The 18,378-nt window shown below is 61.4% G+C and carries 21 protein-coding genes; 12 read left to right on the forward strand and 9 right to left on the reverse strand.

Translation table 11 applies throughout. The features are described from left to right. The first annotated feature begins 1 nt into the window (after position 1). Genes ACTHN9_RS01555 through ACTHN9_RS01590 form a run of 8 tightly spaced genes read left to right on the forward strand, consistent with a single transcriptional unit; the run spans position 2 to position 7,261 of the window. Positions 2-805: an SDR family NAD(P)-dependent oxidoreductase gene (locus ACTHN9_RS01555; protein WP_440534990.1), complete on the forward strand. Its 804-nt coding sequence runs from the start codon at positions 2-4 to the stop codon at positions 803-805. A 13-nt stretch (positions 806-818) separates the two neighbouring features. Then, positions 819-1,835, forward strand: coding sequence for a WD40/YVTN/BNR-like repeat-containing protein (locus tag ACTHN9_RS01560; RefSeq protein WP_440534991.1), 1,017 nt, complete (start codon positions 819-821; stop codon positions 1,833-1,835). Between the two features lie 8 nt (positions 1,836-1,843). Next, a complete protein-coding gene (locus tag ACTHN9_RS01565) occupies positions 1,844-2,302 on the forward strand; it encodes a VOC family protein (protein ID WP_440534992.1) in 459 nt (152 codons plus the stop codon). Between the two features lie 13 nt (positions 2,303-2,315). Beyond that, the gene (locus ACTHN9_RS01570; RefSeq protein ID WP_440534993.1) at positions 2,316-2,921 is read left to right on the forward strand and encodes an amino acid synthesis family protein; all 606 of its coding nucleotides are present in this window, start codon (positions 2,316-2,318) and stop codon (positions 2,919-2,921) included. A 26-nt stretch (positions 2,922-2,947) separates the two neighbouring features. Next, positions 2,948-3,823 (forward strand): alpha/beta fold hydrolase, encoded by an 876-nt coding sequence (locus tag ACTHN9_RS01575; protein WP_440534994.1) that lies wholly within the window; start codon positions 2,948-2,950, stop codon positions 3,821-3,823. A gap of 11 nt (positions 3,824-3,834) precedes the next feature. Further along, complete coding sequence (locus ACTHN9_RS01580; RefSeq protein WP_440534995.1) at positions 3,835-5,469, forward strand: bifunctional 3-(3-hydroxy-phenyl)propionate/3-hydroxycinnamic acid hydroxylase; 1,635 nt, start codon at positions 3,835-3,837, stop codon at positions 5,467-5,469. Continuing rightward, positions 5,466-5,783 (forward strand): NIPSNAP family protein, encoded by a 318-nt coding sequence (locus ACTHN9_RS01585; RefSeq protein ID WP_440534996.1) that lies wholly within the window; start codon positions 5,466-5,468, stop codon positions 5,781-5,783. Before ACTHN9_RS01580 ends, ACTHN9_RS01585 begins: the two co-directional genes overlap by 4 nt. A gap of 26 nt (positions 5,784-5,809) precedes the next feature. Further along, on the forward strand, positions 5,810-7,261 hold the full coding sequence (locus ACTHN9_RS01590) for an NAD-dependent succinate-semialdehyde dehydrogenase (RefSeq protein ID WP_440534997.1): 1,452 nt from the start codon (positions 5,810-5,812) through the stop codon (positions 7,259-7,261). Between the two features lie 26 nt (positions 7,262-7,287). Here ACTHN9_RS01590 and ACTHN9_RS01595 read toward each other — a convergent pair whose 3' ends face one another. The 4 genes from ACTHN9_RS01595 to ACTHN9_RS01610 form a co-directional block, all read right to left on the reverse strand. Beyond that, positions 7,288-7,584, reverse strand: a complete 297-nt coding sequence (locus tag ACTHN9_RS01595; protein WP_440534998.1) for a 4Fe-4S dicluster domain-containing protein — start codon at positions 7,582-7,584, stop codon at positions 7,288-7,290. 1 nt (position 7,585) lies between these two features. Beyond that, complete coding sequence (locus ACTHN9_RS01600) at positions 7,586-7,900, reverse strand: hypothetical protein (RefSeq protein ID WP_440534999.1); 315 nt, start codon at positions 7,898-7,900, stop codon at positions 7,586-7,588. 12 nt (positions 7,901-7,912) lie between these two features. Continuing rightward, complete coding sequence (locus tag ACTHN9_RS01605; protein ID WP_440535000.1) at positions 7,913-8,497, reverse strand: RNA polymerase sigma factor; 585 nt, start codon at positions 8,495-8,497, stop codon at positions 7,913-7,915. A 187-nt stretch (positions 8,498-8,684) separates the two neighbouring features. Then, positions 8,685-10,025, reverse strand: coding sequence for an aminotransferase class III-fold pyridoxal phosphate-dependent enzyme (locus tag ACTHN9_RS01610; RefSeq protein ID WP_440535001.1), 1,341 nt, complete (start codon positions 10,023-10,025; stop codon positions 8,685-8,687). Between the two features lie 316 nt (positions 10,026-10,341). On the opposite strand from ACTHN9_RS01610, the gene ACTHN9_RS01615 reads away from it, so the two are divergent. Together ACTHN9_RS01615 and ACTHN9_RS01620 are read left to right on the forward strand one after the other, a co-directional pair. Next, positions 10,342-11,361 (forward strand): SGNH/GDSL hydrolase family protein, encoded by a 1,020-nt coding sequence (locus ACTHN9_RS01615; protein ID WP_440535060.1) that lies wholly within the window; start codon positions 10,342-10,344, stop codon positions 11,359-11,361. A 184-nt stretch (positions 11,362-11,545) separates the two neighbouring features. Then, entirely contained in the window at positions 11,546-12,136 is a 591-nt protein-coding gene (locus ACTHN9_RS01620) for a class I SAM-dependent methyltransferase (RefSeq protein ID WP_440535002.1), read from the forward strand. A gap of 39 nt (positions 12,137-12,175) precedes the next feature. On the opposite strand, the gene ACTHN9_RS01625 is transcribed toward ACTHN9_RS01620, so the two are convergent. Then, complete coding sequence (locus ACTHN9_RS01625) at positions 12,176-13,306, reverse strand: aminotransferase class V-fold PLP-dependent enzyme (RefSeq protein ID WP_440535003.1); 1,131 nt, start codon at positions 13,304-13,306, stop codon at positions 12,176-12,178. A 165-nt stretch (positions 13,307-13,471) separates the two neighbouring features. Here ACTHN9_RS01625 and ACTHN9_RS01630 point away from each other — a divergent pair, with 165 nt between their 5' ends. Continuing rightward, positions 13,472-13,606, forward strand: a complete 135-nt coding sequence (locus ACTHN9_RS01630) for a hypothetical protein (RefSeq protein WP_440535004.1) — start codon at positions 13,472-13,474, stop codon at positions 13,604-13,606. 10 nt (positions 13,607-13,616) lie between these two features. Here the strand turns inward: ACTHN9_RS01630 and ACTHN9_RS01635 are convergent, their stop codons facing one another. The 4 genes from ACTHN9_RS01635 to glpD all read right to left on the reverse strand — a co-directional run bounded on the left by ACTHN9_RS01635 (position 13,617) and on the right by glpD (position 17,242). Beyond that, positions 13,617-14,036 carry an Hsp20/alpha crystallin family protein gene (locus ACTHN9_RS01635; RefSeq protein WP_440535005.1) on the reverse strand — a complete coding sequence of 140 codons (420 nt, stop codon included), beginning with the start codon at positions 14,034-14,036 and terminating at the stop codon, positions 13,617-13,619. Positions 14,037-14,103: 67 nt separating this feature from the next. After that, a complete protein-coding gene (locus ACTHN9_RS01640; RefSeq protein ID WP_440535006.1) occupies positions 14,104-14,544 on the reverse strand; it encodes an Hsp20/alpha crystallin family protein in 441 nt (146 codons plus the stop codon). Between the two features lie 255 nt (positions 14,545-14,799). Further along, positions 14,800-15,474, reverse strand: coding sequence for an HAD family hydrolase (locus tag ACTHN9_RS01645; protein WP_440535007.1), 675 nt, complete (start codon positions 15,472-15,474; stop codon positions 14,800-14,802). Between the two features lie 232 nt (positions 15,475-15,706). Then, positions 15,707-17,242 carry a glycerol-3-phosphate dehydrogenase gene (gene glpD / locus ACTHN9_RS01650; protein WP_440535008.1) on the reverse strand — a complete coding sequence of 512 codons (1,536 nt, stop codon included), beginning with the start codon at positions 17,240-17,242 and terminating at the stop codon, positions 15,707-15,709. A gap of 396 nt (positions 17,243-17,638) precedes the next feature. On the opposite strand from glpD, the gene ACTHN9_RS01655 reads away from it, so the two are divergent. Then, positions 17,639-18,367, forward strand: a complete 729-nt coding sequence (locus ACTHN9_RS01655) for an SDR family oxidoreductase (protein ID WP_440535009.1) — start codon at positions 17,639-17,641, stop codon at positions 18,365-18,367. Positions 18,368-18,378: the final 11 nt, after the last annotated feature.

Consider the following 18,378-nt stretch of genomic DNA (forward strand, 5'->3'; position numbering starts at 1 on the left):
AATGGATTTGGAATTGAAAGGCCAGACGGCCTTTATCACGGGGGGCAGCATGGGCATCGGCAAGGCCATCGCGGAGCAATTGGCCGCCGAAGGCGTGAATGTGGTTCTTGCCGCACGGCGCATGACGCATCTGGAAGAAGCCGCGGCGGAAATTCGTTCGCGCTTGCCCGCAGGCTCGGGAGAGGTGACGTGCGTTTCGGTCGACACCTCGAACACGGAATCGGTGGAGGCGGGCGTCGATGCCACAGTGAAACGCTTTGGCCGCATCGACATCTTGATTAACGGTGCGGCTCATCCCGGTGGGCTCGTGCGTTCGGAGGTCGAGGACGCGGACGCGGACGGCTTGCTGAAAGACATCGATATCAAAGTCGTCGGCTACTTCCGTTGCGCGAAAGCCGTTGCCCCGATCATGAAGCGGCAGAAGTACGGCCGCATCCTCAATATCGGCGGATTGACGGGGCGCGGCAGCAAACAGCTGTCGGGCATGCGCAATGTGGCGATCGTCCACATGACGAAAGTCCTGTCGGATCAGTTGGGCCCGTTCAACGTGACGGTCAATACGATGCATCCAGGCGTGGTCGAGACGCCGCATATCCACGAACTGTACGAGAAAGAGGCCGCAAAACAGGGGCTCACGGCCGAACAAGTGGAGCAGAACTACATCTTGGTCACGCCCATTCGTCGAGTGCTTCAGCCCGAGGAAATGGCGTGGATCGCGACGTTCCTGGCGTCGCCCAAAGCGGGAGCGATCACCGGAGAATCGATCGGCGCGGACGGGGGAATCACCCGGGGCATTTTTCTGTAATAAGGAGCGGCGAGTGAACAAAACGATTCTTGTTGCGACTGCCGGGCAGGGAATACTTCGCAGTTCCGATAATGGGAAGAGCTGGAAGCGCCTCGACTTGGGCCAAGACATTGAGTTCGACGGGGTGGTGCGAAGCCTAGCCGTGCATCCGGATAACCCCCACGTCGTATTCGCCGGTGCCGATGCGGGACTTTGCAAGAGCACCGACGGCGGCGTCAATTGGAAGCGGGTCGATTCGATTCTAAATGGGCAGACCGTATGGTCGATCTGCTTCGATCCCAGCAATCCGCGCCACATGTTGTGCGGCACCGGCGCGCCGTCGCGTGCGGGATTCTTCCGCTCGACGGACGGGGGCGAACATTGGACCAAGCTGCCGCCCGAAATTCCGGAACACTGCTTGGGCGTGAGCAAGCCCCGCGTGCTGACCTGCGCAATAGATCCGTCGAATTCGAACCATCTGTGGTTCGGTATCGAGGAGGGCGGCTTATTCCGGAGTCGAGACGCCGGCGATACGTGGGAGCGCATAGACGGCCAGCGCGGCGGCATTGCGAATTCGGACATCCATTGCGTGACGTTTATTCCCGGTCCGCCGCAAACGCTGGTCGTTGTCGTTGTCAATGCCGTTTATGTCTCGAAAGACGACGGCAAGACGTGGAAGGGGTTGAACGCCAAGCAAGAATGGACACTGCGCTACGCGCGCACGGTACGAGTCCGGCCTAAGAGCAACGACGCATTTTTGGTGATCGGGGATTCGACGCCTGGGCATACGAGCAAGGTGCTCAGGTCGACGGACCTCGGCGAATCGTGGGCGGAAGTCCCGTTGACGCAGACGCCGAACTCCGCGTTTTGGGCTGTGGGCGTCAACGACGCGGACCCTCAACTGATGTTCGCGGGCTCGAAGTACGGACATCTTTTCAGAAGCGAGGACGGCGGTCAGACGTGGTTCAAGGAGTGGCGTGAATTCAGTGAGATCACCGATGTGACTTGGACACCGGTGCTCACGGTCGACAATCCTCCTCAACACCACTGAGGTCGCACATGGAAAAACCCAACGTTAGACGCACACATATCGCGCTTTACGTTCGCGACCCGATCGCCTCCGGCAAGTGGTACGAAGAAGTGCTCGGCATGGAAGAGACTGCGCGCGGAGAACACTGGGTGTTCATGTCGTTCGGCACCAAGCATCACGACATCGCGCTGATCGCCACCGATGAGACGAGGCCGCCCATCAAGCGCGGTCTGCAACATTACGGTCTCGAAATCGGCTGCGACGTGACTTACTTGCGGCGCCTGTACGGGATGCTGATTCGAAAGAACGTCGAAGTGGTCAAGACCACCGACCATAAGATCGGCTACGGATTGTATTTCAACGATCCCGACGGTAATCGCCTCGAGTTCTTTTGCGACCTGGGCTTCGACGATGCCGAAGGAAAACGCCTTCTTCACGAATACGGCGCGCCCAGCGAGCCGTTCGATCTGACCCCCCTATTCGACTAACCGGTAACGACCCATGAAGACAACTCCGAATTTCGAAGGCTTTCAAGTTCGCAAGTGGTACACCCAGATCGAAGACACGCTCACCAACGAGAGCGGCCGACATGCCGATGGCGCTCCGTTGCGAAAAATCGTGATTGCGGCCGTGATTCTCAATCCGTTTGCCGGTCGGAGCGTGGACGATCTGAGCGAGGTCGTGAATGCCTCGCCCGCGCTTGGGCACGAATTTGCGCGGCGTATCCGGCAACTGCTCGGCGACGACAAAGTGGAGAGCTATGGTAAAGCGTGCGTCGTCGGAGCAGACGGCGAGTACGAGCACGGTAATGCATTCCTCACCAGCGTGTTTGCCGACCCGGTACGCGATGCGGTTGGCGGCGGCAAGGCATGGGTGCCGTCGACCGGCAAGCGCGGCGGCGTCAATACGGTGATCGACATTCCGCTCGCTCATAAGGATGCGCTTTACGTGCGCTCTCACTATGACACCGTATCGACGATGTTTGCCGATGCGCCGAACCGCGACGAAGTGGTGATCGCATTCGCATTCGCCTCGCGCGGCCGGCTGCACGCACGGCTCGGCGGGATCAAGGCGTCGGAGATCCGTGGCGACGACGGATTGCATTGATTGGGGCGAGACGAGAGAGACGGACGATGAACGAGTGCCAACCTCGTCAAGGCGAGTTTCGCAGCGGAGCGCTAACCCTGCGCTATGTCGAATGGGGACCGAAGGAGGGCCCCCCGATCATTCTTCTGCACGGCTTGCGAAGCTATGCGATGACATGGGAGCCGACGGCCGAACGCTTTTGCGCGCACTGGCGGCTGATCGCGCTCGACCAGCGCGGTCGAGGCGATAGCGACTGGGACCCGCAGCGAAACTATTACACGCCGGCCTATGTGGAGGATCTCGAAGCCTTGGTGACGCACCTCGGGATCGAATCGTTCGTCTTGGTCGGACATTCGCTCGGCGGCACCAACGCCATGGTCTACGCTGCGCGTCACCCCGCGAAAGTGCGAGCGCTCGTGATCGAAGATATTGGCCCCGGGTCGTCGAATGCGACGGCGGGTGCCGAGCGCATCGTGCGAGAAATCGAGTCCACGCCTTTGCTGTTCGCAGATTGGGATGCCGCGCGGAAATTTTGGCGCGACAAGAGGCCGGATATCTCCGAGCAGGCCTTGAACTCCCGTCTCAGGTACACCTTGCGGCAACGCGACGATGGCGCCGTGGTCTGGAAGTACGACGCCGAAGGGATTGGCCATGCGCGCCTGCAGCTCGCACGGCGCCCGGAACTTGGCGTCGATCTATGGCCGGCGGTGCAAAGCATCCGGTGCCCGGCGCTCGTCATACGCGGCCAGCGATCGGATTTCTTGCCGCATTCGACGGTGTTGGAGATGTGTGGGCGGAATCCAAACATGACGTGGCGCGAGATTCCCGATGCCGGGCACTACGTCCACGACGACAACAGCAACGTTTTCGCGGTTGCGCTCGGCGATTTCCTCGGGAAGGTGGAAGCCGGGCACGCCGCTTGAGCTGAGACATCATGGAAAAGGTACGAACCGATGTGGCCATCGTGGGCGCCGGCCCGGTCGGATGCACGGTTGCCATTCTGCTCGGCATGTACGGGGTAGATACCGTTCTGATCGACCGCAGCGACGAGATTCTCCCGTACCCTCGCGCGGTAGGCATGGACGATGAAGCGTTGCGGGTCTTTCAGACAGCAGGCGTGGTCGATGCGCTGCTCGACGAGATGATCCAGAACGTCTCGTTGAAAATGTTTACGGCGAGGGGAGAGCGGTTCGCCGATGTGCATCCGGGCACACGGGAATTCGGATGGTATCGTCGAAACGTCTTCATGCAGCAGCTCGCGGAGGCAACGCTGCGAGTGCATTTGATGCGCTTTCCCAATGTCGCGACACGGCTGGGGTCCGAGGTCACATCGCATCGCCAAGGGGCCCAGGGCGTCACGCTTACCGTTACCGACCGAGACGGAAGTGTGCACGAAATCGAGGCGCGCTATTGCGTCGCTTCCGACGGCGGGCGTAGCAAACTTCGAGACTTCCTCGGCGTGACTTTATTGGGCAATACGCACCCGATCAAATGGCTGGTCGTGGATGTGCGCAACGCGGACCTGAACGCACCTTACACCGCTTTGCATTGCGACCCAAGGCGACCCAACGTATGTATCCACCTGCCATTCGGTTATCGTCGCTGGGAATTCATGGTGTTCCCGCACGAGGACCCCGATAAGCTCGTCGCGCCATCGTCTATCAAGGCGCTGATTGCGCCGTACGTACGAAACGTAGAGCAATTGGAAGTCATTCGGGCCCGAATCTACACGCATCACTCGCGGGTGGCGGATCGCTTCATTGTCGGGCGGACGCTATTTGCAGGCGACGCCGCTCATCTGAGCCCGCCGTGGATCGGCCAGGGATTGAACATCGGCCTGCGGGACGCGGGTAACGTCGCATGGAAACTGGCGGCGGTTGTCAAAGGCCAAATGGATCCGTCGATTCTCGCAAGCTACGAAACCGAACGACGTGACCACGCGAAAGCGATGATCGATCTGGCGGATACATTTGGCCGGATCCTGATGCCGACGAACCCTCTCAAGGCGTTCTTGCGCGACGTGTTTTTCAAGTCCGTCGGTTCGCTCGGCGTGGTGCGCAATTACGTGCTGCAGATGAAGTTCAAGCCGATGCCTCGCTACAACCGGGGATTGGTTGTCGACCCGATGCATGCTTCGGCAGATACGGCGGTTGGCCGAATGTTCATTCAGCCCGACGTCGAAGTAGCCCTTGGCGAGAAGCGCAAGTTCGACGAAGTGCTGGGGCCGTGGTTTGCGCTCGTCGGCTGGCGTGTCGACCCGTATGACGCACTCGACGAACAAACCCGAGCGTTTTGGGTGTCCATGAATGCCGCATTCATTCGCGTGGAGCGTTCGCGCAGCGGCCCGTCGCGAGCAGAAAGGCGCCTCGGATCGGAGACAACGACGTGCGTCGAAGACCTAGAAAACGTGCTGGAGCCTTGGTTTGAGCAACAAGGGCACACCATTGCGATCATTCGTCCGGATCGCTACGTTGCGGCGCTTGCGACTCAAGCTTCGCTAGCCGAAGTCACACGCGCATTTGCTGCACAGGTTCGATCAGAGAATCATCTTCCGAAGGAGGTGCTGTGATATTGGAAGAACGCAGGTATACGTTGATCCCCGGTGGGATTGCGCAATACATCGCGCAGTACGAGGCGCTGGGGCGCGCGCCGCAGGAACGCCATCTTGGGCCGATGGTCGGTTGCTTTCAATCGGAAGTCGGCCGCTTGAACCAATTGGTTTTTTTGTGGCGCTACGAGAATTTTGCCGACCGCGAGACACGCCGCGCGGCGCTCATGGCAGACGAGCAGTTTGCGGATTTTCGAAAGAATGTGCGTGGGCTGCTGATCGAGCAGGAGAACTGCATCCTTCGTTCAGTGGCCTTCGCAACGGACAAGCGGTGAAATCGACAAGATTGGAGACTCGAAACATGCTATTGAAGGACTCTGGGTTGCTGCGCGGCGATGCATTCGTTGGCGGAAAATGGAGGGCGGCGGGTGCGGGCGGCGTCATCACGGTGACGAATCCGGCTACGGGAGCGATTGTCGGCACGGTGCCTCGATTGGGCGCGGCGCAAACGAACGAAGCGATCGCTGCCGCAACCGATGCCGCGCAGGCTTGGCGGCGGACACCGGTCAAGGCGCGCGCCGGAATTTTGCGCCGTTGGTACGAGCTCGTACTCGAACATACCGACGACCTCGCCATGATCATCACGTCCGAGCAGGGAAAGCCCCTCGACGAGGCACGTGGCGAGGTACGCTATGCGGCTGCATACCTCGAATGGTACGCAGAGGAAGCAAAACGTATCGACGGAAGCGTGATTGCCGGACCCTCGGCGGATAAACGAATTCTGGTGACCCGCGAGCCGGTTGGTGTGTGCGCAGCCATCACGCCATGGAATTTCCCGCTCGCCATGATTACGCGTAAGGCCGGTCCCGCTTTAGCGGCGGGCTGCCCAATCGTTGTCAAGCCGGCATCGCAAACCCCTTTATCGGCGCTGGCTTTGGCGGTCCTAGCTCAGCGCGCCGACGTTCCGCCCGGTGTGTTTTCGGTGGTGACAGGTTCGGCCGGTGAGGTTGGCTCAGTACTCGCGACAAGCCCGCTCGTGAAAAAGCTCTCGTTCACAGGATCGACCGAGGTAGGGCGCAGTTTGATGGCGCAGGCCGGATCGACGGTGAAAAAAGTATCGCTGGAATTGGGAGGAAATGCGCCGTTTATCGTTTTCGACGATGCCGACATCGATGCGGCTGTGGAAGGGGCCATCGTCAGTAAGTTTCGAAACGCGGGGCAGACATGTGTCTGCACGAACCGATTCTATGTGCAGGACGGAGTCTATGATGTGTTCGCGCAGCGGCTGGCCGCCGCCGTCGAGACATTGACGGTCGGCAATGGCCAGGAGGCCGGCGTTACACAAGGTCCGCTCATCGATCGCTCCGCCGTCGAAAAAGTCGAGGAACATATCGAAGATGCGTTACAGAAGGGCGCGCGTCTACTGACCGGAGGGACATTGCACGCACTGGGAGGAACGTTCTTTAAGCCGACCATATTATCGGGTGCGACGAGCGCTATGAAGGTGGCGCGCGAAGAGACGTTCGGGCCCGTCGCGGCGCTGTTTCGATTCAGTACGGAGAGCGAGGTTATCGCGCTTGCGAACGACACGGAGTACGGTTTGGCGAGCTATCTATACAGCCGCGATCTGGGCCGCGTCTTCCGAGTTTCCGAGGCACTCGAATACGGGATGGTGGGCGTCAACACCGGGCTAATTTCGAATGAGATGGCGCCCTTCGGTGGCGTAAAGCAATCCGGGCTAGGGCGAGAGGGATCGCGGTTCGGGATAGACGATTACACCGTGCTGAAGTACACGTGCGTGGCGGGACTGTAATCATCCGTTGTGAGAAAGCGAATCGCTCATCGCGCCCGGGTCAGCTTGATCGCCCGCTCGGGACAGGCGGTCACGCACAGCCCGCACGAACGGCATGCTTGCGCATTCGGCGTGTAGGCGACCTGCATGCCATGCACGCGCAGCTTGAACCGGTGCAGCGCGCCGAGCCCGCGGTAATCGGCGGCGTCGATGCGCCGGATCTCGAATACATTCTCGGGGCAGACAGCGACACAATCCCCCTTGCCCTCGCAGCGGCGCAGATCGACAGCCGGCACGATCGCGCCGGCTGGCTGCTTGCAAATAGTCGCCGATGTCTCGCGCATGTCATTGCCTCTCCGGCGTTTCGCGCCGCGCGAGCCATGCCGAATGGAAACGCTCGCGCTCCTCGGGCGTCATCGCCTCCCACTTGCGCCAGTGACGCCTGTGGCGCCAGAGCCCGCCGTGGCCGCGAAATCCGCCGAATAAGATCCGGCTCAGTACGAGCAAGCCTAGTGCATGCGGGAAATCGATCGTACGCGCACCGACGAACAGCGCGGGCATGACCCAGTTCCATAAAAGCGTGACGCCCCATCCAAGCGCAGCAATCGCCACGAGTACGAGTATGGCTATTCCGGCACATTTCATCTTCCGGTATTTCATCGATCCTCTCCCTTAGATATCGAGTTCGTCATAGGTGCCCTGCAACCGCTCGCGCAGATGCAGCACCGCGTAGCGCTTGCGGGCGAGTAGCGTATTGATTGCCACGCCGCTTTGGGCCGCCATCTCCTTGAAACTTCGTCCTTCCAATTCGTGCGCGATAAATACTTCGCGCTGGCTGGCCGGCAACTCGTCGAGCGCGGCTTGCAGCGCTTCCAGCAAGATGCTGCGTGCGTAGAGGGCCTCGGGACCCGCATCGTGAGCGGGCAGAGCGAGATCCAGCCTGTAATCGTCGTCATCCGCTGGGGTGTCGCCGTTCGACAGGTCGACAAGCGGCTGCTCCTTCTTCTTGCGGAAAGCGTCGATGATGCGGTTGCGAGCGACGCGAAAAAGCCACGCGCTTGCCTGCTCGATCGGCGCCGGCAGACGGTAGGCTTGCACGAATTCGTGGAGCACGTCCTGCAGGATGTCTTCGGCGTCGCTCGGGTTGCGTACCCGGCGACGGATGAAATTCCCGAGCCTCGTGCGCTCGCGCACGATCGTCGCGGTCATGTCGCGGTCTCGTTCGTTCATCGCATCCGAGGTGAATGGCGGTTCCATGCGCCTGAAGACGAATGAGGCGCGCGGATATTGTGGACGGTGGGAGAAATTTTTCGAGGGAGAGCGCCGACACTATATCCGACAAAGGGATACGCGATGTTTCTGTATCCCGATCCGCACCCTTACCGTTGACGTTGGTTCGCCCATCCCGCCCACTCACGCATCTCCAGCGTGGCTCGCTCGAGCCTCACTCCGTTTGCAGCGCTTCGCGCAACGTTCGAGCGATGACGTCGGCCTCGTCCAGCGTGAGCGTCAGCGGCGGGGAGATGACGATCTTATTGGTCATGGCGCGCACGAAAACGCCGCGCTTGCGCGCGGTTTCGGCGATGCGCGCCGCGACGCCTTCCGCCGAGTCGAGCGGTGTTCGCCCGGCCTTGTCGGCGACAAGCTCCAATGCCAGCATGAGGCCCTTCCCACGCACATCGCCGACTGTTTCGAATTCCCGCTTTAGCGGAAGCAATCGTTCGAACAAATGCTGTCCGACGCGCCCCGCGTTGGCAGGCAACGCCTCGCGTTCGACGATATCGAGCACAGCGAGCGCCGCCGCGCAGGCGAGCGGGTGTCCGCTGTAGGTGTAGCCATGCATGATCGTGTGCGAGAAGCCATCGCCGTTCTCGATGGCGTGCGCGACGCGGTGGTTGAACATCGTCGCGCCTAGCGGGACATAGCCCGCGGAAATCCCTTTGGCCAGGCAGAGGATGTCGGGTGCTACGCCGAAGCCACGGCTACCCAACATGCTGCCGGTGCGGCCGAAGCCGGTCACCACTTCGTCGGCGATCAGCAAGATGCCGCTTCGATCGCACACTCGGCGCACGCTGTCCCAGTACGCAGCCGGCGGCACGATCACGCCGCCTGCCCCCTGCACGGGTTCCGCAATAAACGCCGCAATGGTGTGTGCGCCGTGAAAGGCGATCGTTTCTTCCATCTGCCCGATGCAATGCGCGACGAGTTCATCGGGGTCCTGGCAGCGCCAAGGATTGCGATAGAGCCAGGGCGTGTCGAGCAGCACGCAACCGGGCAAGAGGGGGCCGTGGTTGTACTGAAACACGCCGCTGCCGCCGATCGACGTTCCGCCGAAATGCACGCCGTGGTAGCCGTTGCGCAGCGAAAGGAATTTCGTGCGCGCGGGCTCGCCGGCCGCGATCCAGTATTGGCGCGCCATTTTCAATGCGGTCTCGACGGCATCGGAGCCGCCGCTGCCGAACATGACGCGTTGCATGTCCTCTTGTTTGAACATCGCACAGAGGCGATCGGCCAGCTCATACACACGCGGATGCGCAACGCCGTCGAAAGTCTGGCAATAAGACAGCTCATCCATTTGACGTGCGATGGCGCTTTTCACTTCTGGCCGATTGTGGCCGACGTTGACGTTCCACAGCCCGCCTACGGCGTCGAGCGTGCGGTGGCCTTCTATATCGAAGATGTAGTTGCCGTCTCCCCGCGCAATCACGACAGTCGAACCGCAGTGGCCGGCGGCCGCGGAGCCCATCGGGTGCCAGAAACGCTTTTGACGTTGTTGATCGTTCATGGTGTATCGCTCGCTCGAGTGTGTGCGGTCGCCGATGTTGCGCCGTTACGGCGCCGCGACGACAACTTGTCCTCAAGATCGGACGAAAGCCCGGTTCGCATCGACCCGCTGCTTTTTCGCGAAGACCGCGGCAAACCGTGAACGGGTGCGCCCTGCAATGTGCGTGCCGATGCCGCTTGGGGAGCGAGCATCTTTTTTGCTCGATTGGGGTACCGATCGGAGGGCCGCCGATCGGGAAACGCGACGGTGGGTCCATTGGGGCGTAAGCGTCCGACCGGCCAATAAGAGGTGAGCGATGAAAAGATCGATCGATGCGATGGCGCGCCGTGTGGCCTTCGTGGCGGCAGTGGCGCTGGTGGCTGGGTGCGGCGGACACGGCGGCGACTCGGGCGCCGGCGCGGGCAGCGGTGCCGGAGCCGGCACGACGCCGGCGGGGGGCATCCATTTGCAGGTCGTTTCATTCGGCGACAGCTTGTCGGATGTCGGCACATACGCGCCGCTCGCTAGCGCGGTGGGAGGCGGGCGTTTTACGACCAACCCTGGGCAAGTGTGGACGCAGGATGTCGCGCAGTACTACGGCGACACGCTAACTGCGGCCTATACGATCGACGCCACTCAAAAGTTGAGTCCGCAAGGCGGCTTCGGTTACGCGGAGGGCGGGGCCACGGTGGCGACGCCGGCCAACCTCAACGACTTCCTCACCAGCGTGATCGGCGATGTCGAGATGCCCGTGACTCAGCAGGTGTCGAGCTATTTGTCACAGCATGGAAGTTTCAACTCGGGGCAACTCGTCCTCGTATGGGCCGGGGCCAACGATGTGCTGCGCGCTGGGGCGTTGCCGGCTGCCGCAACCACCGTGCAAACGGCTGCCAATGCGCTCGCGCAGGCCGTCGGCCAAATCGTCGCCAACGGTGCGACGCACGTCGTGCTGGTCAACGTGCCGAACGTCGGGCTCTCCCCGAAAGGCCTCGCGTCATCGGACGGCGGCGCGACGCTCACGCAGGAATCGCAGCTGTTCAACGATGATTTGACTGCCGCCTTGCAGGCCGGCGGCCTGCAAAACAAGGTGATTCAAGTCGATTCGTACACGTGGCTGAACGGGATCTTCGCCAATTACCAAGCCAACGGCTTTCTCGTGTCGAATACCGGACAGGCATGCGACGCATCGAAGACACCGGACGATACCTCGCTGTTGTGCTCGCCGCGCACCTACGTCGCGTCGAATGCCGATCAGACGTACATGTTCGCGGACGATCTGCACCCAACGACACATTTACATGCGCTGTTCGCGCAGTATGTCGAGCAGCGGATCGCCGCGGCGGGGCTGGGTCATTGAGGCGCTATGGCGCCGTCGTCGCTTTCGGTGCGGTTATTCGTTGCGCTTTCGTTTGTCGTCGAGATGATGGCGGCGCATGCCATAGGGCAATCGTAGCGAATGGCAAAGCGACTTGCCTTTCCTGCCAAGCCAGGCGCGCTTAAACTACGGCGCAATCGTTACTACTTGATCGGAGCGATTCGCCTTGGACGAACAAACTATCGAAGCCTACTCGACGGGCGCGAGCCGATTTGCGGCCGAGTGGCGGGACCAACCTCCGCCGGCCGACATGTACGCGCTGCTGCTGCGCTACTTCGCCCCAGGCGGCAAAACCGCCGATATCGGTTGCGGCTCGGGTCGCGACGTCGCGTGGCTCAACGAGCATGGCTTCCCCGCTGTGGGTTATGACGCGGCGGAGGGGCTGCTCGAGCAGGCCGCGACCGCGTTTCCGTCGCTAGTTTTCAAGCGCGACGCGCTTCCCGCGTTGGACTCTATCGGTGCGCAGACGTACGACAACGTGCTGTGCGAAACGGTCCTGATGCATTTGCCGGCGGAGGAGGTCCCCCGAGCCTGCGCGCGATTATTCGACATTCTCAGGCCGGGTGGAACGCTGTATCTGAGCTGGCGAGTGACGGAGTCGGTCTCCACCCGCGATGGTGCCGGCCGACTCTATGCCGAGTTCGACGCCGCCCGGGTCCGAGAAGGACTCGGCGATATGACGTTGTTGCTCGACACGGAGACGGTCAATCTGTCTTCGGGTAAGCGCGTGCATCGGCTTATTGCGCGGCGGCGGTAACTGACGCGGTACCGGCTCGGACATTTCAGATGGGCGCGGCTACGAGCGAATCCGCTCTAACGCATCGGCGAACCGAGCCACCGCACCTTCGACGTCATGCAGCTTATCGAGGCCGAACAATCCGATGCGGAAGGTCTTGAACTCTGGCGGCTCGTCGCATTGCAACGGCACGCCGGCTGCCACCTGCAAGCCGACCTCGGCGAATTTCTGCCCGGATCGTATGCCGTCGTCGTCGGTATAGCTAACCACTACGCCCGGTGCCTGAAAACCTTCGGCCGCCACGCTCTTAAAGCCTTTGCCGACCAAGAGCGAACGAATGCGCTTGCCGAGTTCGAGCTGCTCCGCTCTCACCGTCTCGAAGCCGTACGCCTCCGTTTCCTTGATCACATCGCGCAACGTCACGAGGCTGTCCGTCGGCATCGTGGCGTGATAAGCGTGTCCGCCGTTCTCGTAGGCCTCCATGATTTGCAGCCATTTGCGCAGGTCGCAGGCGAAACTCGTGCTGGTTGTCCCGTCGATTCTCTCGCGGGCGGTCGCGCCGAGCATGACGAGCGCGCAGCAGGGCGAGGCGCTCCATCCTTTTTGCGGCGCGCTGATCAACACATCCACACCCGTGGCCTGCATATCGACCCAAATCGTACCGGAGGCAATGCAATCGAGAACGAACAGGCCGCCGACGGCATGCACGGCCTCGGCCACCGCGCGCAAATACGCATCGGGGAGCATCATCCCGGAGGCGGTTTCGACGTGCGGCGCAAAGACCAGATCCGGCTTGTGTTCCCCGATCGCCGCGACCACCTCCTCGATCGGCGCCGGTGCATAGGCGGCCTGTCTGCCTGGTTCGACCGGACGCGCCTTCAACACGATCGATTCGGAAGGAATGCTTCCCATCTCGAAGATCTGCGACCAACGGAAACTGAACCAGCCGTTGCGTATGACCAGACATTTCTTGTTCGTCGCGAACTGCCGGGCGACGGCTTCCATCCCGAAGGTCCCGCTGCCCGGAACCACAATGGCCGACTTCGCGTGATAGACCTTTTTCAAAGCGCTCGAAATATCGCGCATAACGCCTTGAAAGCGCTGAGACATATGGTTGACCGAGCGATCGGTGTAGACCACGGAATATTCGAGAAGTCCTTCGCGATCGACTTGGGGAAGTAAACCTGGCACGCTCGCCTCCGGGAAACGGTGAAGAATTTGGACAGTATGGCTCACTTGCGCAGGGGCCGCTGCGAATTATCGGCCGAGTTCGTCTCGAACCGTGTTGCGCATTCTGTATGGAGATCGTCGCTTCGAAAGCGGACCGTTGCCATCCTCTGCCTGGTGGCGCGTCACATGATGGTGGCGCTTCGCATGATCGATGAAGGCGCGCAGCTACTGATCGTCGAACGCCGCGCTTGTCGGGACACTAAGCGCCGCAATCGGGCGGCAGGGCAGACGCTGCGGCTGCCGCCCGATCCGGCGCAATGACCGCTTTAAATTAAGCGACCTTGACTTCGATACGCCTCGGCTTGGCCTCTTCACGCCGCGGGATCGTCAATTTCAGCACGCCGTCCTTCAGCTGTGCGTCGATGCGCGCCACGTCGAAGTCGGGGCTCAACGTGAACGCTCGGGCAAAGTGCGGGTGCTGCATTTCCGCGTGTTGCAGCCGCAAGCTGGGCGGCGTTTGCACGACTGCCTCGGCCTCGATGTGCAGGTTGCCGTCTTGCACATGGACATCGAGTTTGTCTCGGGGCACCCCGGGCAGATCGGCGAACAGGGTAATCCCGTGAGCGTCTTCGAAAATGTCCACGGCGGGCGCGACACGCGTTTGCCGTGCGATGTCGCGCATAGCCTCTTTGTTGCCGACGGCGCTACTCGGTTGGCGCGCGCCGGTCGTCAATTCGGTACGGTCACTCATTTCGTTCTCCTTAACATATCGCGGGAGCCGCGCTAGGCGGCCAGCACCCGCAGGGATCCCTCGACGCTCATTGCACCGCGATGGAACGCGGCTTGGACGCCTCCGATTTGGCGATGCTGATCGACAAGCATCCGTTCGCATAGGTCGCGCTGACGCTGTCGGGGTCCACGTGCGGAGGCAGTTCCACCACCCGGCGGAAAGTCCCCATGAAACGTTCGCGCGCGTAGATTCGCGTGTCTTCGGTACTGCCGATTTCGACAGGCTTGCGCTCCCCGCTGATCGTGAGCAGACCCTTGTCGATGGACACCTCGATCGTGGCTGGATCCAAGCCCGGCGCGAAGGCGACGACTTCGAGACTGTCGTCGGTACTGCCGATGTTCAACGGCGGGAAGGATCCCAATCGCGAGGCGCGAAGGCTGGTGGGCAAGTCGGAGAATAGGTTCGCCATTTGGCGCTGGAGACGGTCGAATTCGCCCAGCAAATTGGCGCTGAAGAACAGATCGCTCATGGTTGGCTCCTGATTGAGGGGCCGCAAGGAGGACGAACCGGAACCGGACCACGCGCTCCAGTTCGTTTGCCCTTGCGAGACCGCCGACAAACAAATAGAAACACGCAGCGCATCAATCAACTGCGACTGCTTTGCGGAACCGAAAGTAGTGAGCGAGGCGAGATTTTCAAGAGGGGGTGTAACATTTAGTTACATTTTGATTGGGCTGTCCCATCACCTCTGGTCGCGCCGCGGCAGCGATCGAGCGTCACGCGCTCATGCTGCCAAGGCGCCCATTTCGAACCAGGCGGGAACATGGTCGATCGCTCGATCGAGGTTGTCGAGCGTCGTGAAACTCAGTCCCATGATCTCATCGGGCGGTCGTTTTAGATCGGGTACCGCAACCACCGATATGCCGGCGCGATGCGCGGCGAGCACGCCGTTCTCGCTATCTTCGAACGCCAGACACTGGCTCGGTGCTTTGCCTAGGCGCGAAGCTGCGAGTGCGTACACGGCCGGATCCGGCTTGCCGCGGGCGACTTCGTCGCCGCCTGCGATCGCATCGAACACATCGAGCACGCCCACCCGCGAAAGCCGAGATGCGATTTCGTACCGGCTCGATGAAGACGCAACGGCGCAGGGTATGGCCGTTTGGACCAAGGCATCCAACAGTGCTTTCACGCCGGGCTTGAGCGGATATACGGGTGGATTCGTTGGAGACTGCAACGTCCGACGCACTCTTGTCAGCGCCTCCTGAAAAATCGGCCTGCTGCCTAACATCTCGGCCAGCATCGCGTGGCACTCGGGCAGCGATCTTCCGATGATCTCGACGTAGTCGACAGGACGAATCGGGGTGCCCAATTCTCGGGAGACGTCGATCCACGTGTTCATGATCGTCCGCTCCGAGTCGATCAATAGCCCGTCCATGTCGAAAATTGCCGCAGAGAACATACGCTCGGATCCTTGGATAGTGTGGCGAAGAACCGATGCACTATAACCGTCGAAGACCGCGCGGCGCAGGAACGTTTCCGACAAAGCGCTGGCTTTGTTGCGACAAAGCAGGCGATTTGCGAGGCGCGCCGGCCGGCGCCTCGGTTTTAAAAGACTCGATTTCCTCGGATGATCACAGGGGGCGAGCGCGCGAGCAAACAGGTGCCGACGGTTGCTCTGGCTTCGATGGCACTTACAGCGCCGGTACCGGTTCAGTGTGGGGTTGCGTGAGCCACGTGTCGATGTTGCGCGTGACGGCGTCGAGTTGGGCCGCGTCGACGTGCAATCCGAGCTTCGTTCGACGCCACAGGACGTCTTGCGCGTCGCGTGCCCATTCGACGTCGCGCAGGTAGCGAAGCTCGGCTTCGTACAGGTCGCCGGCGAACGACGGGCCCAAATCGGCCATGCGTTGTGCGCCGGCAAGGAAGCGCTCGGCACGCGTGCCGTATGCCCGCGCATAGCGGCGGGCCAACGCGGCGGGCAGCCATGGGTAGCGCGCGGCCAACTGCGTGGCGAAGCGCTCGAAATCGGTGTCTTCGATGTCGCCGCCGGGAAGCGGCACGCCCGCTGTCCACGCGGCCGCGCGATGCTTGAGCGCCTGCGCCAATGTATCGACAGCTTCCTCCGCCAGCTTGCGAAACGTCGTGATCTTGCCGCCGAATACCGACAACAGCGGAGCCTGACCTTCCGTTGCATCGAGTTCGAGCTTGTAATCGCGAGTGGCCGCCGAAGGGCTGTCGGTGCTTTCCTCCTGTAGCAGCGGACGCACGCCCGAGTAAGTCCAACAGACATCGCTCGGCGAAATCTTCCGCTTGAAATAGCGGTTGATCGATTCGCACAAGTAATGCGTTTCCTCGCCGCTGATCGCGACGCGCGATGGATCGTCGCGATACTCGACGTCCGTCGTGCCGATGAGCGTGAATTCGTGCTCGTACGGAATGGCGAAGACGATCCGCTTGTCGGGGTTCTGAAAAATGTAGGCGTGGTCGTGATCGAACAGCCGCCGCGTGACGATGTGGCTGCCCTTGACGAGCCGCACGCTGTGATGCGCGCCGCGGCCGAGCGCGCCGGCCAGCAACTGGCCTACCCATGGCCCTGCTGCATTGGCGATCGCATTGGCCCGAACCTTTACGATCGTGCCGTCGGTGCGCTGCAACTGCGCATGCCACTGCGTCCCGATACGCACCGCCTTCTCGAGTTTCGTACGCGTGAGAACCTTCGCCCCGCGCTCGGCGGCGTCAAGGGCGTTGAGGACGACGAGCCGCGCATCGTCTACCCAACCGTCGGAGTAGACGAAGCCGCGCGCGATGGATTCGACGAGCGGCGCACCGGCCGCGTGGCGCCGCATGACGATGCCGCGCGAACCGGGCAGCCGCTTGCGCCGCGCCAAGTGGTCGTACAGAAACAGGCCCGTGCGAATGAGCCAAGCGGGACGCAGGTTCGGCATGTGCGGCATCACGAAGCGCAGGGGCCGAATGATGTGCGGGGCGGCGGCGAGCAACGTCTCGCGCTCCTGCAGTGCTTTGCGCACCAGCCCGAATTCGCGGTACTCGAGATAGCGCAGGCCGCCGTGAATCAGTTTCGTGCTCGACGACGAGGTGTGCGCCGCTAGATCGTCTTGCTCGCACAACAACACCGACAGCCCACGGCCGGCTGCGTCGCGCGCGATGCCCGCCCCATTGATGCCGCCGCCGACGACAAGCAGATCCACCTGCTCAGTTGCACACACTGAACGTCTCCTGATCGAATTCGCGCATGAAATACCGTTCTTCGGATGATAACGAAAAATAACGAAGATTAAAAGTTCGAAAACGAACATTTCGTGTGTACGATGCGACCCTATTTGGCGCGAAGACAGGTGGAAAGAAGGTTTATCGGCGATGCCGCGCCGAAGCGCGCAGCGTCAAGCGCCCCGCGCCTTGACAACGCGGATACCGAGTAAGATCATTTGTTCTTGTTGAGAGCAAATGATCTGCGTGCAATGTGCGCGCGGTCCGGCAATGTCGCTCGGCGGCGGCGAGCGGCCATGGCGGTCGGTTGGGCAATCGCAGGTGACTGAATGCCGTCTGATCAGCGCGGGGATGCCTCGGCGCTGCAATGAGGGCCAACGATAAAGGCGGAGACGATGGCAGGAGAATTGAACGGAAAGGTCGCGGTAGTGACGGGCGCCGCTTCGGGAATCGGATTGGCGAGTGCCGATGCGCTGCTATCGGCCGGCGCCCGAGTCGTGCTGGTCGACCGCGATGAGGCCGCGGTGAAGTCGCGCTGCGGCGAACGCGGCGATCGTGCGATTCCGTTAGTAACCGATCTCCTCGATCCGAAAGCCTGCGCCGCGCTGGTGCCGCGAGCGCTCGAATTGGCTGGGCAGATCGATGTTTTTCATGCGAACGCGGGTCTGTACGTGGGCGGCGATCTGGTGGACGCCGATACGGACGCGATCGATCGCATGCTGAACTTGAACGTCAACGTCGTGATGAAGAATGTGCATGACGTTCTGCCGCATATGATCGAGCGCCAGACCGGCGACATCGTGGTGACGAGTTCGTTGGCTGCGCATTTTCCGACGCCGTGGGAGCCGGTCTATGCGTCGTCCAAATGGGCGATCAACTGCTTCGTTCAAACGGTGCGTCGTCAGGTTTTCAAGCATGGCATCCGCGTAGGCTCGGTGTCGCCGGGGCCGGTTATCAGCGCGCTGCTGGCCGATTGGCCCGAGGAAAAGCTGAAGGAAGCCAAGGCATCGGGCAGCTTGATGGAAGCGAGCGAGGTGGCGGCAACGATTCTGTTCATGTTGACCCGGCCACGCGGCGTGACGATCCGCGATGTCGTATTGATGCCTACTCAGTTCGATCTTTAATTCTCTGCTGG

Source organism: Trinickia sp. (genome assembly GCF_051953405.1).
In the GTDB taxonomy this organism is placed as follows: domain Bacteria; phylum Pseudomonadota; class Gammaproteobacteria; order Burkholderiales; family Burkholderiaceae; genus Trinickia.

Coding starts and splice junctions, on each gene's coding strand:
- ACTHN9_RS01565 (WP_440534992.1), top strand. CDS start 1,844: ATGGAAAAACCCAACGTTAGACGCACACATATCGCGCTTTACGTTCGC.
- ACTHN9_RS01600 (WP_440534999.1), bottom strand. CDS start 7,900: ATGAAATACCGGAAGATGAAATGTGCCGGAATAGCCATACTCGTACTC.
- ACTHN9_RS01635 (WP_440535005.1), bottom strand. CDS start 14,036: ATGAGTGACCGTACCGAATTGACGACCGGCGCGCGCCAACCGAGTAGC.
- ACTHN9_RS01570 (WP_440534993.1), top strand. CDS start 2,316: ATGAAGACAACTCCGAATTTCGAAGGCTTTCAAGTTCGCAAGTGGTAC.
- ACTHN9_RS01640 (WP_440535006.1), bottom strand. CDS start 14,544: ATGAGCGATCTGTTCTTCAGCGCCAATTTGCTGGGCGAATTCGACCGT.
- ACTHN9_RS01595 (WP_440534998.1), bottom strand. CDS start 7,584: ATGCGCGAGACATCGGCGACTATTTGCAAGCAGCCAGCCGGCGCGATC.
- ACTHN9_RS01580 (WP_440534995.1), top strand. CDS start 3,835: ATGGAAAAGGTACGAACCGATGTGGCCATCGTGGGCGCCGGCCCGGTC.
- ACTHN9_RS01575 (WP_440534994.1), top strand. CDS start 2,948: ATGAACGAGTGCCAACCTCGTCAAGGCGAGTTTCGCAGCGGAGCGCTA.
- ACTHN9_RS01590 (WP_440534997.1), top strand. CDS start 5,810: ATGCTATTGAAGGACTCTGGGTTGCTGCGCGGCGATGCATTCGTTGGC.
- ACTHN9_RS01605 (WP_440535000.1), bottom strand. CDS start 8,497: ATGGAACCGCCATTCACCTCGGATGCGATGAACGAACGAGACCGCGAC.
- ACTHN9_RS01630 (WP_440535004.1), top strand. CDS start 13,472: ATGATGGTGGCGCTTCGCATGATCGATGAAGGCGCGCAGCTACTGATC.
- ACTHN9_RS01615 (WP_440535060.1), top strand. CDS start 10,342: ATGGCGCGCCGTGTGGCCTTCGTGGCGGCAGTGGCGCTGGTGGCTGGG.
- ACTHN9_RS01610 (WP_440535001.1), bottom strand. CDS start 10,025: ATGAACGATCAACAACGTCAAAAGCGTTTCTGGCACCCGATGGGCTCC.
- ACTHN9_RS01555 (WP_440534990.1), top strand. CDS start 2: ATGGATTTGGAATTGAAAGGCCAGACGGCCTTTATCACGGGGGGCAGC.
- ACTHN9_RS01655 (WP_440535009.1), top strand. CDS start 17,639: ATGGCAGGAGAATTGAACGGAAAGGTCGCGGTAGTGACGGGCGCCGCT.
- ACTHN9_RS01645 (WP_440535007.1), bottom strand. CDS start 15,474: ATGTTCTCTGCGGCAATTTTCGACATGGACGGGCTATTGATCGACTCG.